The organism is Xanthomonas cannabis pv. cannabis (genome assembly GCF_000802365.1).
GTDB lineage: Bacteria > Pseudomonadota > Gammaproteobacteria > Xanthomonadales > Xanthomonadaceae > Xanthomonas > Xanthomonas cannabis.
This window is the reverse complement of the sequence record NZ_JSZE01000021.1, coordinates 1-13,598: the sequence shown is the minus strand read 5'-3', so window position 1 is coordinate 13,598 and position 13,598 is coordinate 1. Positions and strand designations below refer to the sequence as shown.

The following is a 13,598-nucleotide window of genomic DNA, read 5'->3' as shown; positions in this document are numbered from 1 at the left end:
CGTTGCCCATGACGTTGCGAACGGTGCCCTGCCCCGTCAAGCCTGGACAACTCACCTCGATGGTTGCCAGCCTGCGTTTGGCATGGCGCGACACGCTGACTACAAAAAAACGGCGCCCAAGGGCGCCGTTTCTCAAGGCACTTGCTGCAAGACCTCAGCCGCGTGCATCTGCCTGAGCAAGCGCAGTGCGCAGGATTTCCTTCGCCGGGCCACCATGCTTTTCGTGCTCGAGGGCAAAGTGCACCGTCGCCTCGATCAGGCCGATGTGGGCGCCGCAGTCGAAACGGCGTCCCTCGAAACGGAATGCGTCGACCTGCTCTTGCTTCAACAGCTCGGCGATTGCGTCGGTCAGCTGGATCTCGCCGCCCGCACCGGCACCGGTGGACTCGAGCAGATCGAAGATCTTCGGGCTGAGCACGTAGCGGCCGACCACGGCCAGGTTGCTCGGTGCCACTTCCGGCTTGGGCTTTTCCACGATCGCGTTGATGCGGCCCTTGCGGCCGTCGAACGCGTCGGTAGACACGATGCCGTAGCTGGCCGTCTTGTCATGCGGAACATCTTCCACCGCAATGACGCTACCGCCCGACGCTTCTGCCACATCGGCCATCTGGGTCAGCGCGGCGTCGCCGCGGTTCCACATCAGGTCGTCCGGCAGCAGCACGGCAAACGGCTCGTCGCCGATCACCGCCTTGGCACACAACACCGCATGGCCCAGACCCAATGCCTCGGCCTGCGTCACGAAAATGGCGCGAACGCCCTCCGGCAACGCGTGGCGCACCAGCTCCAACTGCTCGAGCTTGCCTGCGCGCTCGAGCTTCTGCTCCAGCTCGTAGGCCTTGTCGAAGTAGTCGGCAATCGAGTGCTTGTAGCGGTTGGTGACGAAGATCAGCGTATCGCACCCGGCCTGGATGGCCTCGTCGACGGCGTACTGGATCAATGGTTTGTCGATGATTGGCAGCATTTCCTTCGGCACCGTCTTGGTGGCCGGAAGAAAGCGGGTCCCAAGACCTGCGACGGGGAATACGGCCTTGCGAATACGCTGGCTCATTACAGTCTTCTGACCTCACGTGCGGGGAATGGAACGACCGTATCAGATCGCGCGTCGACTTTCCGTCGAGCAGCCGCAAAATCCGGCATCAGGCTGCCCAACACAGTCTCCATTGCCTTGATGTCATAGCGATTAACCGCCTCACGCAAACGCGTCACCAGCTGCAGTACCTGCTCGTGCGAGAACTCGCGCACGCCGGCCTCCAGAATCTTCGGGTGCGCGGTGGGACGGTAGTCTTCGTCGGAATAGAACAGCGTTTCGTGCAGCTTTTCGCCCGGGCGCAAGCCGGTATAGAGAATCGCTACATCCTTGCCCGGCTGCTTGCCGGCAAGACGGATCATCTGTTCGGCAAGCAAACGGATCGGCACCGGCTCGCCCATGTCCAGCGTATAGATTGCGCCATGCGAGGCGGAGGCCGCCGCCTGGATCACCAGCTGGCACGCCTCGGGAATGGTCATGAAGTAGCGGGTCACATCCGGATGCGTCACCGTGACCGGGCCGCCCTGGCGGATCTGCTCGCGGAACAATGGCACGACGCTGCCGGCGGAATCGAGCACGTTGCCGAAGCGCACCGTGATGAAGCGCGTCGGTGCATCGCGCGCGTCAAGACTCTGGCAGATCATCTCCGCATAGCGCTTGCTCGCACCGAGCACATTGACCGGCTCGACCGCCTTGTCGGTGGAAATGAAGACAAAGGTTTCGATGCGGGCACGCTGACAGGCGCGCGCGACATTTTCCGTCGCCAGCACGTTGTTGCGCACCGCCTCGCGCAGTTGTTCTTCAAGCAACGGCACTTGCTTGTAGGCGGCGGCATGGAACACCGCGTCGGGCGCTGCAGTGCTCAAGGCATGCGCCACCACCGCCGGGTCGCCGCAATCGCCAAGCACGCGCACTACCTCGATGTCCGGGAACAGCCGGCGCAGATCCGAGTCGATGGTCAGCAGGGCCAGCTCGTCGATCTCCAGCAACACGATGCGACGGGCACCGTGGCGCGCACATTGCCGACAGACTTCCGAGCCGATGGAACCACCGGCACCGGTCACCATCACCGTCTTGTTGGTCAGCCAGTCGCGGATCAGGCGCCAGTCGGGCGTGACCGGCTTGCGATTGAGCAGGTCCTCGATCGCCACTTCCTTCAGCTCGCCCGGCAGCGAGCGCCCTTCCAGCACATTGATCAGCTTGGGCACCATACGGAAAGGCAGCCCGGTGCTTTCGCAGATCGCCACCACGCGCTGCATGCCGGACGCGTCCAGCGACGGGATCGCGATCACCAGCAGCTTGGCAGCGGTTTCCTTGGCGATCGAGGCAGCTTCATCCAAATTGCCCAGCACGTTGAGGCCCTGGATCTTGGCGCCGTGCAGGTTGGCCGCATCGTCCAGAAAGCCGACCGGCACGAAGGTGCCGGTGCGGCGCAGATCGCGCACCAGGCCTTCGGCGGCGCGCCCGGCACCCAGAATCAACACGCGCTGCGCGGCATCGCCGGAATGCGCAATCTGGTAGTCCTTCCAGGCGCGATACAGCAGGCGCGGCGTTCCCAGCAGCGCCGACAGGGCGAAGGGATACACCACCAGCACCGACAACGGCACCCCATCCAGGCGGTCGTACGACAGCGCCAGCACGATGGCCACCAGCCCGAGAAAGCTCGATTTGAAGATGTTCCAGAGGTCGGGCACCGACGCGAAGCGCCATAGGCCGCGGTACAGCCCCATCTTCCAGAACACCAGTCCCTGCGCCACCAGCACCACGCCGGTGCGCCAGTCCCACAAGGGAAGATCGGGGGCCTCGCGCAGCATCGAGTAACGGCCCGCGTGCAGCAGCTGCCAGCACACCCAGACCATCAGGAGGTCGTGTACCACCACTGCCACTTGCGGCAGCGCCTTGGTCAAACGGTCACGCCAAGAAATCATAGGAATCCGTTACTCAGGAATTGCGCAGTCCATCGCGCAGAAAGAACCAGATGGCAGTCACGCCAATGCCCCAGACGAGCGCGGCGAGAACCTGCTGCCAGAAAGCATCATGACGAATTAACACAAACAAGCAGACGGCAGTGACGCTGAAAGCGAAGTAAACACCAGTAACCGGAACGTGTGTCGCAAGACGGCGCGCCAGGCGCTGATAAACGTGCTGCGCATGTGGCTCCCACCACCGCTGACCGCCGAGCATGCGAGTCAGCAGTGTGAAGCCGGCGTCTACAAGAAAGGCGGTCAAGGGCAGCCAGCCGATCCACCAGCTGAGTTGCCCGCCCGCCACGCTCAGGGCAAGCAGCGCGGCCAGCACATACCCCAATGCACCGCTACCGCCATCGCCGAGAAAGATCCGCGCGCGCGGAAAGTTGAACGGCAGGAAGCCCAGGCATGCCGCTGTCACTGCCAGGCCAGCCAACGACCACCCGTTCGGGACCACGGCAGCGAAGGCCAGCGCGGCCAGCGCCGCCTGACTGGCGGCCAAACCGTTGATGCCATCCATGAAGTTCCAGACATTGATCAGCACGACCGACGCGGCCGCGCTGAGGATGCCGTCCAGGACGTCGCCGGTCGAATGAAAGACCAGCAGCCCGAGCGATGCGGAGGCGACCAGATGAATGGCAAAACGTACCCGGGCCGACAACGGGCGATGGTCGTCCCACCAACCCACTCCCGCCACCAGGATCAACCCGACCGCAAACCAGCCGACCACCGTACGTACGCCCGGTGATACCACCCCTGCCGTCACGCAGCCCAGCAAAATGGCCACGACGATCGCCATGCCGCCGCCACGCGGCGTAGCCACGACATGGCTACGCCGCTCGCCGGGATGGTCGAGCAGACGGCGGTGCAGCGCGTAACGCCGCAGCAGCCACGTGCCGACCGCGGCGACCACCAGGTGCAGCGCGCACCAGAGCCAATCGTGCAGCATCAGCGGGACTCACCACGGAGCGCGCCACGGGTACGTGGCGGCTGTATGAAAGCGGTGCCGCTGGCCCTGACACAGCAGCCGGGCCACATGCTCGCAGTTTCAGCGCGGAGCGAGCCAGACTGCAGGTTGCCGTTGATGGTGGAGGGCCGCACGCGCAAGCCCTGCGCCGTGCGGATCACCGCAGGGCCCCGCCCACGCATGGCGCGAACGCCCACCAACAAGGACTGTGCAAGGCCGGAGGTCGGCTGCCTGGATCGCGCCAACACGCCTTACACCACCGCGTAGTTCAGCAGCGGCTTGACCGTGCCCCATTCCTTGCAGCTCGGGCACTGCCAGTGGTGGGTCTTTGCGCCGAATCCGCAACGCGTGCAGCGGTAGCTGGGATTGCGCACCAGCAATTGGTCGGTGATGTGCTTGAGATCGTTCAAGGTGCCCACCGGATCGCTGCCTTCGGCAAGCGTCAGGTCGATCAAGGCCGATTCGCCACGGACCGAAGGCCGGTCCTTGAGCTGGCGGCCGAGATACGCCAGCGCAGGCGCCACGCCATCCTGCGCTTCCATCAGCTGCGTCAGCGCCAGCACCGGGGCGATGCCGCGATAGTGCTCGGTCATCTCCGACAGGAAATTCCGCGCACCGGCGATATCGCCGACGCGGCGATATGCCGCCATCAGCGCCGGGATGATCTCCGGCAGGTACTCCGGATCATGCCGGGCCGCGCGCTCGAACGCGCGCACGGCGGCTTCGTCGTGGCCGCGTTCGGCTTCGATGCGCCCTTCCAGAATGCCGGCGCGCACCGACGTACCGTCTGCCTGATAGGCCCGCGCAATCGCCTGCAGGGCCTCGTCGGCCTTGCCCAATCCGCGATAGCGATCGGCCAGCTCGCACTCGAACTGCGAGATCAGCTTGCCCATCGGCTCGCCGGTGACTTCTTCATAGCGGGTGGCGTTGTCGATCGCCTTTTCCCAGTCACGCTCGGCCTGGTAGATGCCGATCAGATGACGCAGCGCCTGGGGAGCGCGCTGATCGAGTTGCGCCAGTTCGGTGAAGACCGTTTCGGCGCGATCCAGCAAGCCGGACTTCATGTAGTCCTCGCCCAACGCGAGCAAGGCCTGCACCCGCTGCTGGTCGGTCAGGTCGGCGCGCTGCACCAGCCCCTGGTGCAGGCGGATGGCGCGATCCACCTCGCCACGACGGCGGAACAGATGGCCCAGTGCCACCTGCGTCTCGAAGGTTTCCTTGTCCAATTCGGCGATGTGCAGAAACAGCTCGATCGCCTTGTCCGGCTGCTCGTTGAGCAGATAGTTCAGACCGCGGAAATACGTGCTGGACAGACGACTGACCTGGGTATCGCCGTGGCGCTGACCACCGCGTCGACCGACGATCCAGCCGCTCAATGCCGCCAACGGTAGAAACAGGAAAAACCAGAACCACTCGGTCAGGAAGTCCATACGTGCTTAGAGTCCATCGAGGGGGCGCGGCTCGACGGCGGCAGGCGTGATCGGCCCGGCGTCGGCGCGGCTGACCGCAACAGCCTTGTTGGCCTGGCGCAGCTTGGAATAGAGGGGAATGACCACACTGACCAGCACCATGCCGGCACCGATCAACACACCCACCAGCAGCGCGGCAATGATCGCGACTCCGGAGGTGGTATGCACACTGGAGAACAGGAAATCGAGAGTGATGTCCTGCGAATTGACGGCACCGATGACCAGGCCGACCAACAGGAAAGCCAACATCACCAACAAGCGAAACACCTTCATCGCGAGACTCCGTCGGGAAGGGGCCTAGCTTAACCGAGCCGACATAAACGCAGCGGGAGAGCCGTCGTCAGTCCGCCGCATCGGCCAGATCGACCGGGACCACGGAGCTGACGCGCTCACGCAGTTCCTTGCCCGGCTTGAAGTGGGGAACATGCTTGCCCGGCAACGCAACCGATTCACCGGTCTTGGGATTGCGTCCCAGACGAGGTGGACGGTAATGCAGCGAAAAACTGCCGAAGCCACGAATTTCGATCCGATCGCCATCGGACAGCGCCTGCCCCATCATCTCCAGCAGCGATTTCACTGCCAGATCCACGTCGTCCGACTTCAGATGCGCTTGGCGTCGCGCCAGGATTTCAATCAATTCGGACTTGGTCATGGGAAGACTTGCTTTTTTCGACTGACACATCGGAATCGGCCCGGGCAAGCCCGGGCCGATCCATCACGCTCGCGAGAGCGCTACGCGCTTACTCGGACTTGTTGCTGTTCAACTGTGCACGCAGCAGCGCGCCCAGCTGCGTCATGCCGCCCGACGCAGCGGAGGACTGATATTCCTCCAGCGTCTCGCGCATTTCGGCATCGTCCTTGGCCTTGATCGACAGCTGCAGCGTGCGGCCCTTGCGGTCCATGCCCACGAACTTGGCTTCGATCTTGTCGCCGACCTTCAGGTGCTGGGTCGCATCGTCGACGCGTTCGTTGGCGATGTCGCGTGCAGCGACGTAGCCTTCGATGCCATCGGCCAGGTCGATCGTGGCGCCCTTGGCATCCACTTCACGCACCACGCCTTCGACCTTCGAACCCTTCGGGTTGGACGCCATGTACTGACCGAACGGGTCCTGCTCCAGCTGCTTGACGCCCAGGCTGATGCGCTCGCGTTCCGGGTCCACTGCCAGCACGACGGCTTCCAGCGTGTCGCCCTTCTTGTAGTTGCGCACGACATCTTCGCCGGTGGTGTTCCAGCTGATGTCGGACAGGTGCACCAGACCGTCGATGCCGCCGTCCAGGCCGATGAAGATGCCGAAGTCGGTGATCGACTTGATCTGACCGGACACCTTGTCGTTCTTCTTGTGGGTGGCAGCGAAGGTTTCCCACGGATTGGCGGCAACCTGCTTCATGCCCAGCGAGATGCGGCGACGCTCCTCGTCGACATCCAGCACCATCACTTCGACTTCGTCACCAACCTGCACAACCTTGGACGGGTTGACGTTCTTGTTGGTCCAATCCATCTCGGAGACGTGCACCAGACCTTCGACGCCCGGCTCGATCTCGACGAATGCGCCGTAATCGGTGACGTTGGAGACCTTGCCGAACACGCGGCTGTTGGCCGGGTAACGACGTGCGATGTTGTCCCACGGATCTTCGCCCAGCTGCTTCAGGCCGAGGCTGACGCGGTTGCGCTCGCGATCGAACTTCAGCACGCGCACGTCCAGCTCGTCGCCGACGTTGACGACTTCGGACGGATGGCGCACGCGCTTCCAGGCCATGTCGGTGATGTGCAGCAGGCCGTCGATACCGCCCAGGTCCACGAATGCGCCGTAGTCGGTCAGGTTCTTGACGACACCCTTCAGGATTGCGCCTTCCTGCAGCTTGTCCATCAGCTGCTCGCGCTCTTCCGAGTGCTCGCTCTCGACCACGGCACGACGCGAGACCACCACGTTGTTGCGCTTGCGGTCCAGCTTGATCAGCTTGAACTCGAGTTCCTTGCCTTCCAGATAGGCCGGGTCGCGCACCGGGCGCACATCCACCAGCGAACCGGGCAGGAACGCGCGGACATCCTTGATGTCCACGGTGAAACCACCCTTGACCTTGCCGCTGATGCGGCCGGTAATGGTTTCGTTCTTTTCCAACGCTTCTTCCAGCTCGTCCCACACCATCGCGCGCTTGGCCTTCTCGCGCGACAACACGGTCTCGCCGAAGCCGTTTTCGATGGAGTCCAGCGCAACCTTGACCTGATCGCCCACGCCCACATCGATCTCGCCAGCGTCATTACGGAACTGCTCGATCGGCACGATGCCTTCGGACTTCAGGCCAGCGTTGATCACCACCACGTCGCCACGCACTTCCACGACGGTACCGGTGACGATCGAGCCCGGCTTCAGCTTCGCCAGATTGGCTTGACTGGCTTCGAACAGTTCAGCAAAAGATTCTGTCATTTGGATTTACTCAGTTGAACACACGGGCGCCGGTTGTCGGGTTGCGACAGAGACGGACCGCCCAGCCTGTTGGTCGACCCCAACAACGAGTCGGTTTGGAAGTAGTAGAACCGCCACGCAGGATGCGCGACGGAGCCTTGGAACGCCTTACGGTCGGCGGGACAGGCCCGCTTGCGGAACGCTTACGACGGCGTGCGGGCAGCGATCACCGCAACCACACGCTGGACGACATCCTCGATCCCGATTCCGCTGGTATCGATCAGCACGGCGTCTTCGGCCGGCCGCAATGGCGCCACCACCCGCTGCGCATCTCTGGCATCTCGAGCCATGATCTCGCGCAGCAGGTCGTCAAAGATAACCGAAACACCCTTTTCCATCAACTGTTTATGACGACGGCCCGCACGTTCTTCGGCACTGGCGGTCAGGAAGACCTTGAAGGCGGCATCCGGGAAGATCACCGTGCCCATGTCGCGTCCGTCGGCGACCAGCCCGGGCGCCCGCCTGAATGCGCGCTGGCGTTCCTTGAGCGCGCTGCGCACCTCCGGAATCGCGGCGATCGCCGAGGCCAGGGCCCCGGTGGTTTCCAGGCGCAATTCGCCAGTGGCGTCCACCCCGTTGACCAGCACCCGCAAGCCCGCCTCGCCCGCGTCGTCGAACTCCACCTTCGTGTCAAAGGTGCAGCGCACCAGGGCAGCCGGGTCGGAGACATCCAGATCGGCCCAGCTCGCCGCCACCCCTACCGCACGATACAGTGCACCCGAATCGAGATAGTGCCAGCCCAGCCGGGCGGCAACGATCCGGCTGACCGTGCCCTTGCCGGCGCCGGAGGGACCATCGATGGTGAGGACGGGTGAAAGGTCGGTCATTCAGGCTTCCGGGAGCGGCATCAGACGGTAGTGTAGCGCCGCGCGCCACGATTGCGCTGCAACCACTTGAAAGCACGACGAAAAGCCGGTTAGAATTGCCGGCTTAATTGCGAGTGCACCCTTCGAACGCGGGCACTCTTCCATCGAACCCAACCGTTTACACCGAGGTGTGCCATGAAAGTCCTGTCCTCCCTGAAGTCTGCGAAGACCCGTCACCGCGACTGCAAGGTGGTCCGCCGCCGCGGCAAGGTCTTCGTGATCTGCAAGTCGAACCCGCGTTTCAAGGCGCGTCAGCGCTAAGCCTTTACGGCGCGTGCAAGACCCGAGAAAGCCGCCTCCGGGCGGTTTTTTCTTGGCCGCCGCTTCATGTCGGCAGTGCTTCGCTCGTGGCGGAAGGTCTCCACGCCTGCCGGGCGGTCATTGCATCAAGGCGCAACGCGGGTGCTGGTTTTTTGCTGTAATCACCATCTGAAATCTTGTCCACTGGGGAGTAGATGACATGCGCAACCGTTTGTTTGTGATGCCGCCGATCGTGCTGACAATCGCGCTGATGGGGATCAGTGCCGTCGCGTCGGCCGATACGCTGCTGGTCGATCGTGCACAGCAGAAGCCTGCCGCTGCCCTGCCCTTGCGTGGCGACAGCATGAGCCAGGTCGAAGGCCGCTATGGCGCGCCAACGGAAAAGCTCGACCCGCGCGGCGGCCAGAAGCGCCAATGGCCGACCATCCATCGCTGGGTGTATCCGGCGTTCACCGTGTACTTCGAAAAGAGCAAGGTGATCGACGTGGTGGCCAACAAGGCCGATGCCAACGAGATCGGGCCGAAGCCGCCGATCCGTTGACGACAACGCAGCCGCAGTTGCTGGCGCCTGCGCGCCGCACCTGCGGCCACCACGGTATGCGGCGTGACGTGCGCTGCCCCCGTCAGCAGCCAGACATGCGTTGCTGCGAATCTGTACCAAGCCCAGGCGTCCATGCACGCCCGGGCTGCAAGAGCCCGCATTCGCCTGCGGGAGACCGATGAACGTGCGGGCGGCTGCCCGCACACCAAGAAGAGTAATTGCCAGGCATGACCGACCGTCTTCGTTTTCCCGCCGAGTGGGAACCTCAATCCGCCGTGCTGCTCGCGTGGCCGCATGCCGGTACCGATTGGGCCGAGCGCCTGGCCGATGTGGAAGAGACCTACATCGCGCTGGTGACGGCGATTTCCCGATTCGAGCCGGTGGTCATCTGTGTGGCCGATGACGATCTGCAGATCTACGCCGAAGCACGGCTGCGTTCGGCGCGGGTGGACATGGCACGCGTGCGTTTCGTGGTCGCTGCCTATAACGACACCTGGCTGCGCGATTCGGGGCCGATCACGCTGCGCCAGGATGGCGGCTTCCGGCTCATGGATTTCCGCTTCACCGGCTGGGGCGGCAAATTCGAGGCCAGCCTGGACGATCAATTGGTGAGCTCGCTGGAGGCCGCACAGGTATTTGTGCCGACGCCGGTGCAGACGGTGGACTTTGCCCTGGAGGGCGGCGCGATCGAAACCGACGGCGCCGGCACCCTGCTCACGACCTGGAAGTGCCTGCACGAACGCCACCCGCAGCGCACCCGCGAATCGTTGAGCAGCGATCTGGCCACATGGCTGGCGCAGGACCGCGTGCTATGGCTGGATCACGGTTACCTGGAAGGCGACGATACCGACGCGCATATCGATACGCTGGCGCGCTTTGCAGGCCCGGATGCGATCGTCTACCAGGGCTGCGATGTGCCGGGCGATTCGCATTACGCCGAACTGCAGGCGATGGGCAATGAACTGGCGGCCCTGCGCAAGGCCGATGGCCAGCCATATCGGCTGTTCGTGCTGCCCTGGGCCGAGCCGATCCTGGACCAGGGCCGGCGGCTTGCGGCGTCGTATGCCAACTTCCTGATCGTCAACGGCGCGGTGCTGATGCCGGCCTACGGCGATCCGGCCGATACGGTGGCGCAGGCCGTGCTGGCGCAGGCGTTCCCGCAGCACGAGATCGTGGCAGTGCCGTGCCGTGCGCTGATCTGGCAGAACGGCAGCCTGCATTGCCTGACCATGCAGGTGCCAGCCGGGCTGCTCGCCGCCTAAGCGTTGTCGACTCGACGGCTGCTCCAGGCAGCGCGTCGTTTCTTGTTCCGGCCGGCAGGCCGGTGTTATGCCATGGCGCGCTACCGTAGTGCGCTACCTTGCAGGATGAGATGCCATGTCCCGTCACCCTCTTTCCGTCGCGCTGATCCAGGAGCGCAACCACGGCGACGCCGAGGCCAATCTGGCCATCATCGAGTCGCGCGTGGCCGAAGCCGCCGCGCAGGGCGCCAAGCTGGTGCTGCTGCAGGAGCTGCACAACGGTGCGTATTTCTGCCAGCACGAGTCGGTGGACGAGTTCAACCTGGCCGAGCCGATTCCCGGCCCCAGTACCGACCGTCTGGGCGCGCTGGCCAAGCAGCACGGCGTGGTGCTGGTGGCCTCGTTGTTCGAGCGCCGCGCCGCCGGCCTGTACCACAACACCGCGGTGGTGTTCGAAACCGACGGCCGCCTGCTCGGCAAGTACCGAAAGATGCACATCCCCGACGATCCGGGCTTCTACGAGAAGTTCTACTTCACTCCGGGCGATCTGGGGTTTACGCCGATCGACACCTCGGTCGGCCGCCTGGGCGTGCTGGTGTGCTGGGATCAGTGGTACCCCGAAGCGGCGCGCCTGATGGCGCTGGCCGGTGCGGAACTGCTGCTCTACCCCACTGCGATCGGCTGGGACCCGGACGACCAGCAAGCCGAGCAGGAACGCCAGCGCGATGCGTGGATCCTGAGCCATCGCGGCCATGCGGTGGCCAATGGCGTGCCGGTGCTGTCGTGCAACCGCGTCGGCCATGAGCCCTCGCCGCTGGGCGCCTCGGGCATCCAGTTCTGGGGCAACAGCCATGTGCTGGGGCCGCAGGGCGAATTCATTGCCGAAGCCGGCCAGGACCCGACCGTGCTGATCTGCGATGTCGATCTGCAGCGCAGCGAACATGTGCGGCGTATCTGGCCGTTCCTGCGTGATCGCCGCATCGATGCGTACGGCGACCTGCTCAAGCGCTACATCGACTGACCGCATGCCCGTCGAGCTGCGTGCAGTCCGCGATGCGGACATCCCGGCGATCACAGCGATCTATGCGGAGCAGATCGCCGGGTTCAACACCTACGAATACAGCGCGCCCTCCAGCGAAGAGATGCGGGCCCGCGTGCAGGCGATCGTGGGCGCTGGCTACCCGTACCTGGTCGCCGAGTACGATGGGACCGTGGTCGGTTATGCCTATGTCAGCGCGTTTCGTGCGCGCACCGGGTATCGCTTCACGGTCGAGAACTCGATCTATCTCGCTGCCGACGTGCAGGGCCGCGGCATCGGCAAGGCCTTGCTGGGCGAGCTGATCTCGGTCTGCGAACAGCGCGGCTACCGGCAGATGATTGCGGTGATCGGCGATGCCGCCAACCAGGCATCGCGACGGCTGCATGAACGTTTTGGATTTCGCACGGTCGGAGTGTTCACCGGTATCGGCCGCAAGCAGGGCCGCTGGTTGGACGGCGTGCAAATGCAGCGCCAGCTCGGCTCCGGTGACACCGCCCCTCCTTCTGATGAATACCCCCATGACTGAGCAGACCACCCCCGTTCTGGACGATGCGCTGTCCGGCCAGCCGCACCGCATCGTCGAACGCGATGGCGTGCGCTACACCTTGCTGGGCACCGCGCACGTGTCGCTGGCCAGCGTGGCGGCGGTGCAACGCGCGATCGGCAGCGGCCGCTACGACGCGGTGGCGGTAGAGCTGGACGCGCAACGACTGCAGGCGCTCAGCGACCCCGACGCCCTCGCCCGCCTGGATCTGGTGCAGGTGATCCGCAAGGGGCGCGTGGCGCTATTTGCGGCCAATCTGGCGTTGGCTGCCTATCAGCGCCGGCTGGCCAAGCAGCTCGGCATCGAGCCGGGCGCCGAGTTGAAGGAAGCGGTGAATCTTGCGCGCGCGCAGGGGCTGCCGGTGCATCTGATCGATCGCGAAGTCGGGCTGACCTTCAAGCGTGCATCCGGGCGGCTGGGCTTCTTCGGCAAGATGAAGTTGGCTGGCGGCCTGCTTGGCGGGCTGTTCGCCGCTGACGAAGTCGGCGAAGAGGAGATCGAGAAGCTCAAGCAGGGCGACATGCTGGAGGCGAGCTTCGGCGACTTTGCCAGCGAAAGTCCGGAGCTGTACGAGACGGTGATTGCCGAGCGCGATCGCTACATGGCCACGCGTCTGCGCGAAGAAGCCAGTGCCGGGCAGCACGAGGTGCTGGCAGTGGTCGGCGCCGGCCATCTGGCCGGCCTGGCGAGGCATCTGGAGCAGGACACCGATGCCCCCGGTCCGCTGCGCGAGTCGCTGGAGTACGTACAGCAGCGCAAGCGCATCCCCTGGATCACGCTGGGCATCCTGGCGGTGATCATCGCCGGCATCGGGATCGGCTTCTGGCGCGGTGGCCTGAGCATGGGCGCCGACCTGCTGCTGCAGTGGGCGATGTATACCGGCGGCCTGGCGGCATTGGGCTGCCTGCTGGCCGGCAGCCATCCGTTGAGCATTCTCACCGCCGCGGTGGTGGCACCGTTCAAGCCGTTCCGTCTGAGCGTGCCGACCGGTGCATTCGCGGCACTGGTCGAAGTGCATATGCGCAAGCCGGCCTATGGCGATTTCCTGTCCTTGCGCGACGATGCGCAGACGCTGCGCGGCTGGTATCGCAATCGCGTCTCGCGCGTGGTGCTGACGTTCCTGCTGACCAATTTCGGCAGCATGGCCGGGGTGTGGCTGGCGGGTGTGCAGATCTTCAATCGGCTGCATGGGTGAGCGCGAGGGCGCTGCC

14 protein-coding genes are annotated in these 13,598 nt (G+C 64.4%); 6 read left to right on the top strand and 8 right to left on the bottom strand.

Translation table 11 applies throughout. The annotated features are described in order from the left end of the window. Positions 1-154: 154 nt before the first annotated feature. The 8 genes from galU to cmk form a co-directional block, all read right to left on the bottom strand. Complete coding sequence (galU, locus tag OZ10_RS05230; protein ID WP_039564077.1) at positions 155-1,048, bottom strand: UTP--glucose-1-phosphate uridylyltransferase GalU; 894 nt, start codon at positions 1,046-1,048, stop codon at positions 155-157. Next, complete coding sequence (locus tag OZ10_RS05225) at positions 1,048-2,955, bottom strand: polysaccharide biosynthesis protein (RefSeq protein ID WP_039564076.1); 1,908 nt, start codon at positions 2,953-2,955, stop codon at positions 1,048-1,050. The genes galU and OZ10_RS05225 overlap by 1 nt, the downstream gene beginning before the upstream one ends. Before the next feature lie 13 nt (positions 2,956-2,968). Further along, positions 2,969-3,943 (bottom strand): MraY family glycosyltransferase, encoded by a 975-nt coding sequence (locus OZ10_RS05220; RefSeq protein WP_039409750.1) that lies wholly within the window; start codon positions 3,941-3,943, stop codon positions 2,969-2,971. A gap of 269 nt (positions 3,944-4,212) precedes the next feature. Next, a complete protein-coding gene (gene lapB, locus OZ10_RS05215; RefSeq protein ID WP_039409755.1) occupies positions 4,213-5,391 on the bottom strand; it encodes a lipopolysaccharide assembly protein LapB in 1,179 nt (392 codons plus the stop codon). A 6-nt stretch (positions 5,392-5,397) separates the two neighbouring features. Then, positions 5,398-5,703, bottom strand: a complete 306-nt coding sequence (locus tag OZ10_RS05210) for a lipopolysaccharide assembly protein LapA domain-containing protein (RefSeq protein ID WP_039409757.1) — start codon at positions 5,701-5,703, stop codon at positions 5,398-5,400. Between the two features lie 67 nt (positions 5,704-5,770). Then, positions 5,771-6,082, bottom strand: coding sequence for an integration host factor subunit beta (locus tag OZ10_RS05205; RefSeq protein WP_002805779.1), 312 nt, complete (start codon positions 6,080-6,082; stop codon positions 5,771-5,773). 88 nt (positions 6,083-6,170) lie between these two features. Continuing rightward, positions 6,171-7,856, bottom strand: coding sequence for a 30S ribosomal protein S1 (gene rpsA / locus OZ10_RS05200; protein ID WP_016903550.1), 1,686 nt, complete (start codon positions 7,854-7,856; stop codon positions 6,171-6,173). A gap of 182 nt (positions 7,857-8,038) precedes the next feature. Continuing rightward, complete coding sequence (cmk, locus tag OZ10_RS05195; protein ID WP_039414613.1) at positions 8,039-8,722, bottom strand: (d)CMP kinase; 684 nt, start codon at positions 8,720-8,722, stop codon at positions 8,039-8,041. A 174-nt stretch (positions 8,723-8,896) separates the two neighbouring features. On the opposite strand from cmk, the gene ykgO reads away from it, so the two are divergent. The 6 genes from ykgO (at position 8,897) to OZ10_RS05165 (ending at position 13,582) form a co-directional block, all read left to right on the top strand. Beyond that, complete coding sequence (gene ykgO / locus OZ10_RS05190) at positions 8,897-9,022, top strand: type B 50S ribosomal protein L36 (RefSeq protein WP_005913193.1); 126 nt, start codon at positions 8,897-8,899, stop codon at positions 9,020-9,022. A gap of 199 nt (positions 9,023-9,221) precedes the next feature. Next, complete coding sequence (locus OZ10_RS05185) at positions 9,222-9,563, top strand: hypothetical protein (RefSeq protein ID WP_039414634.1); 342 nt, start codon at positions 9,222-9,224, stop codon at positions 9,561-9,563. 227 nt (positions 9,564-9,790) lie between these two features. Then, the gene (locus OZ10_RS05180; protein ID WP_039564075.1) at positions 9,791-10,825 is read left to right on the top strand and encodes an agmatine deiminase family protein; all 1,035 of its coding nucleotides are present in this window, start codon (positions 9,791-9,793) and stop codon (positions 10,823-10,825) included. A gap of 115 nt (positions 10,826-10,940) precedes the next feature. Further along, positions 10,941-11,825, top strand: a complete 885-nt coding sequence (locus OZ10_RS05175; RefSeq protein ID WP_039414639.1) for a carbon-nitrogen hydrolase — start codon at positions 10,941-10,943, stop codon at positions 11,823-11,825. Between the two features lie 4 nt (positions 11,826-11,829). Continuing rightward, a complete protein-coding gene (locus OZ10_RS05170; RefSeq protein WP_039414641.1) occupies positions 11,830-12,369 on the top strand; it encodes a GNAT family N-acetyltransferase in 540 nt (179 codons plus the stop codon). Further along, the gene (locus OZ10_RS05165) at positions 12,350-13,582 is read left to right on the top strand and encodes a TraB/GumN family protein (protein ID WP_068835727.1); all 1,233 of its coding nucleotides are present in this window, start codon (positions 12,350-12,352) and stop codon (positions 13,580-13,582) included. Before OZ10_RS05170 ends, OZ10_RS05165 begins: the two co-directional genes overlap by 20 nt. Positions 13,583-13,598 lie beyond the last annotated feature (16 nt).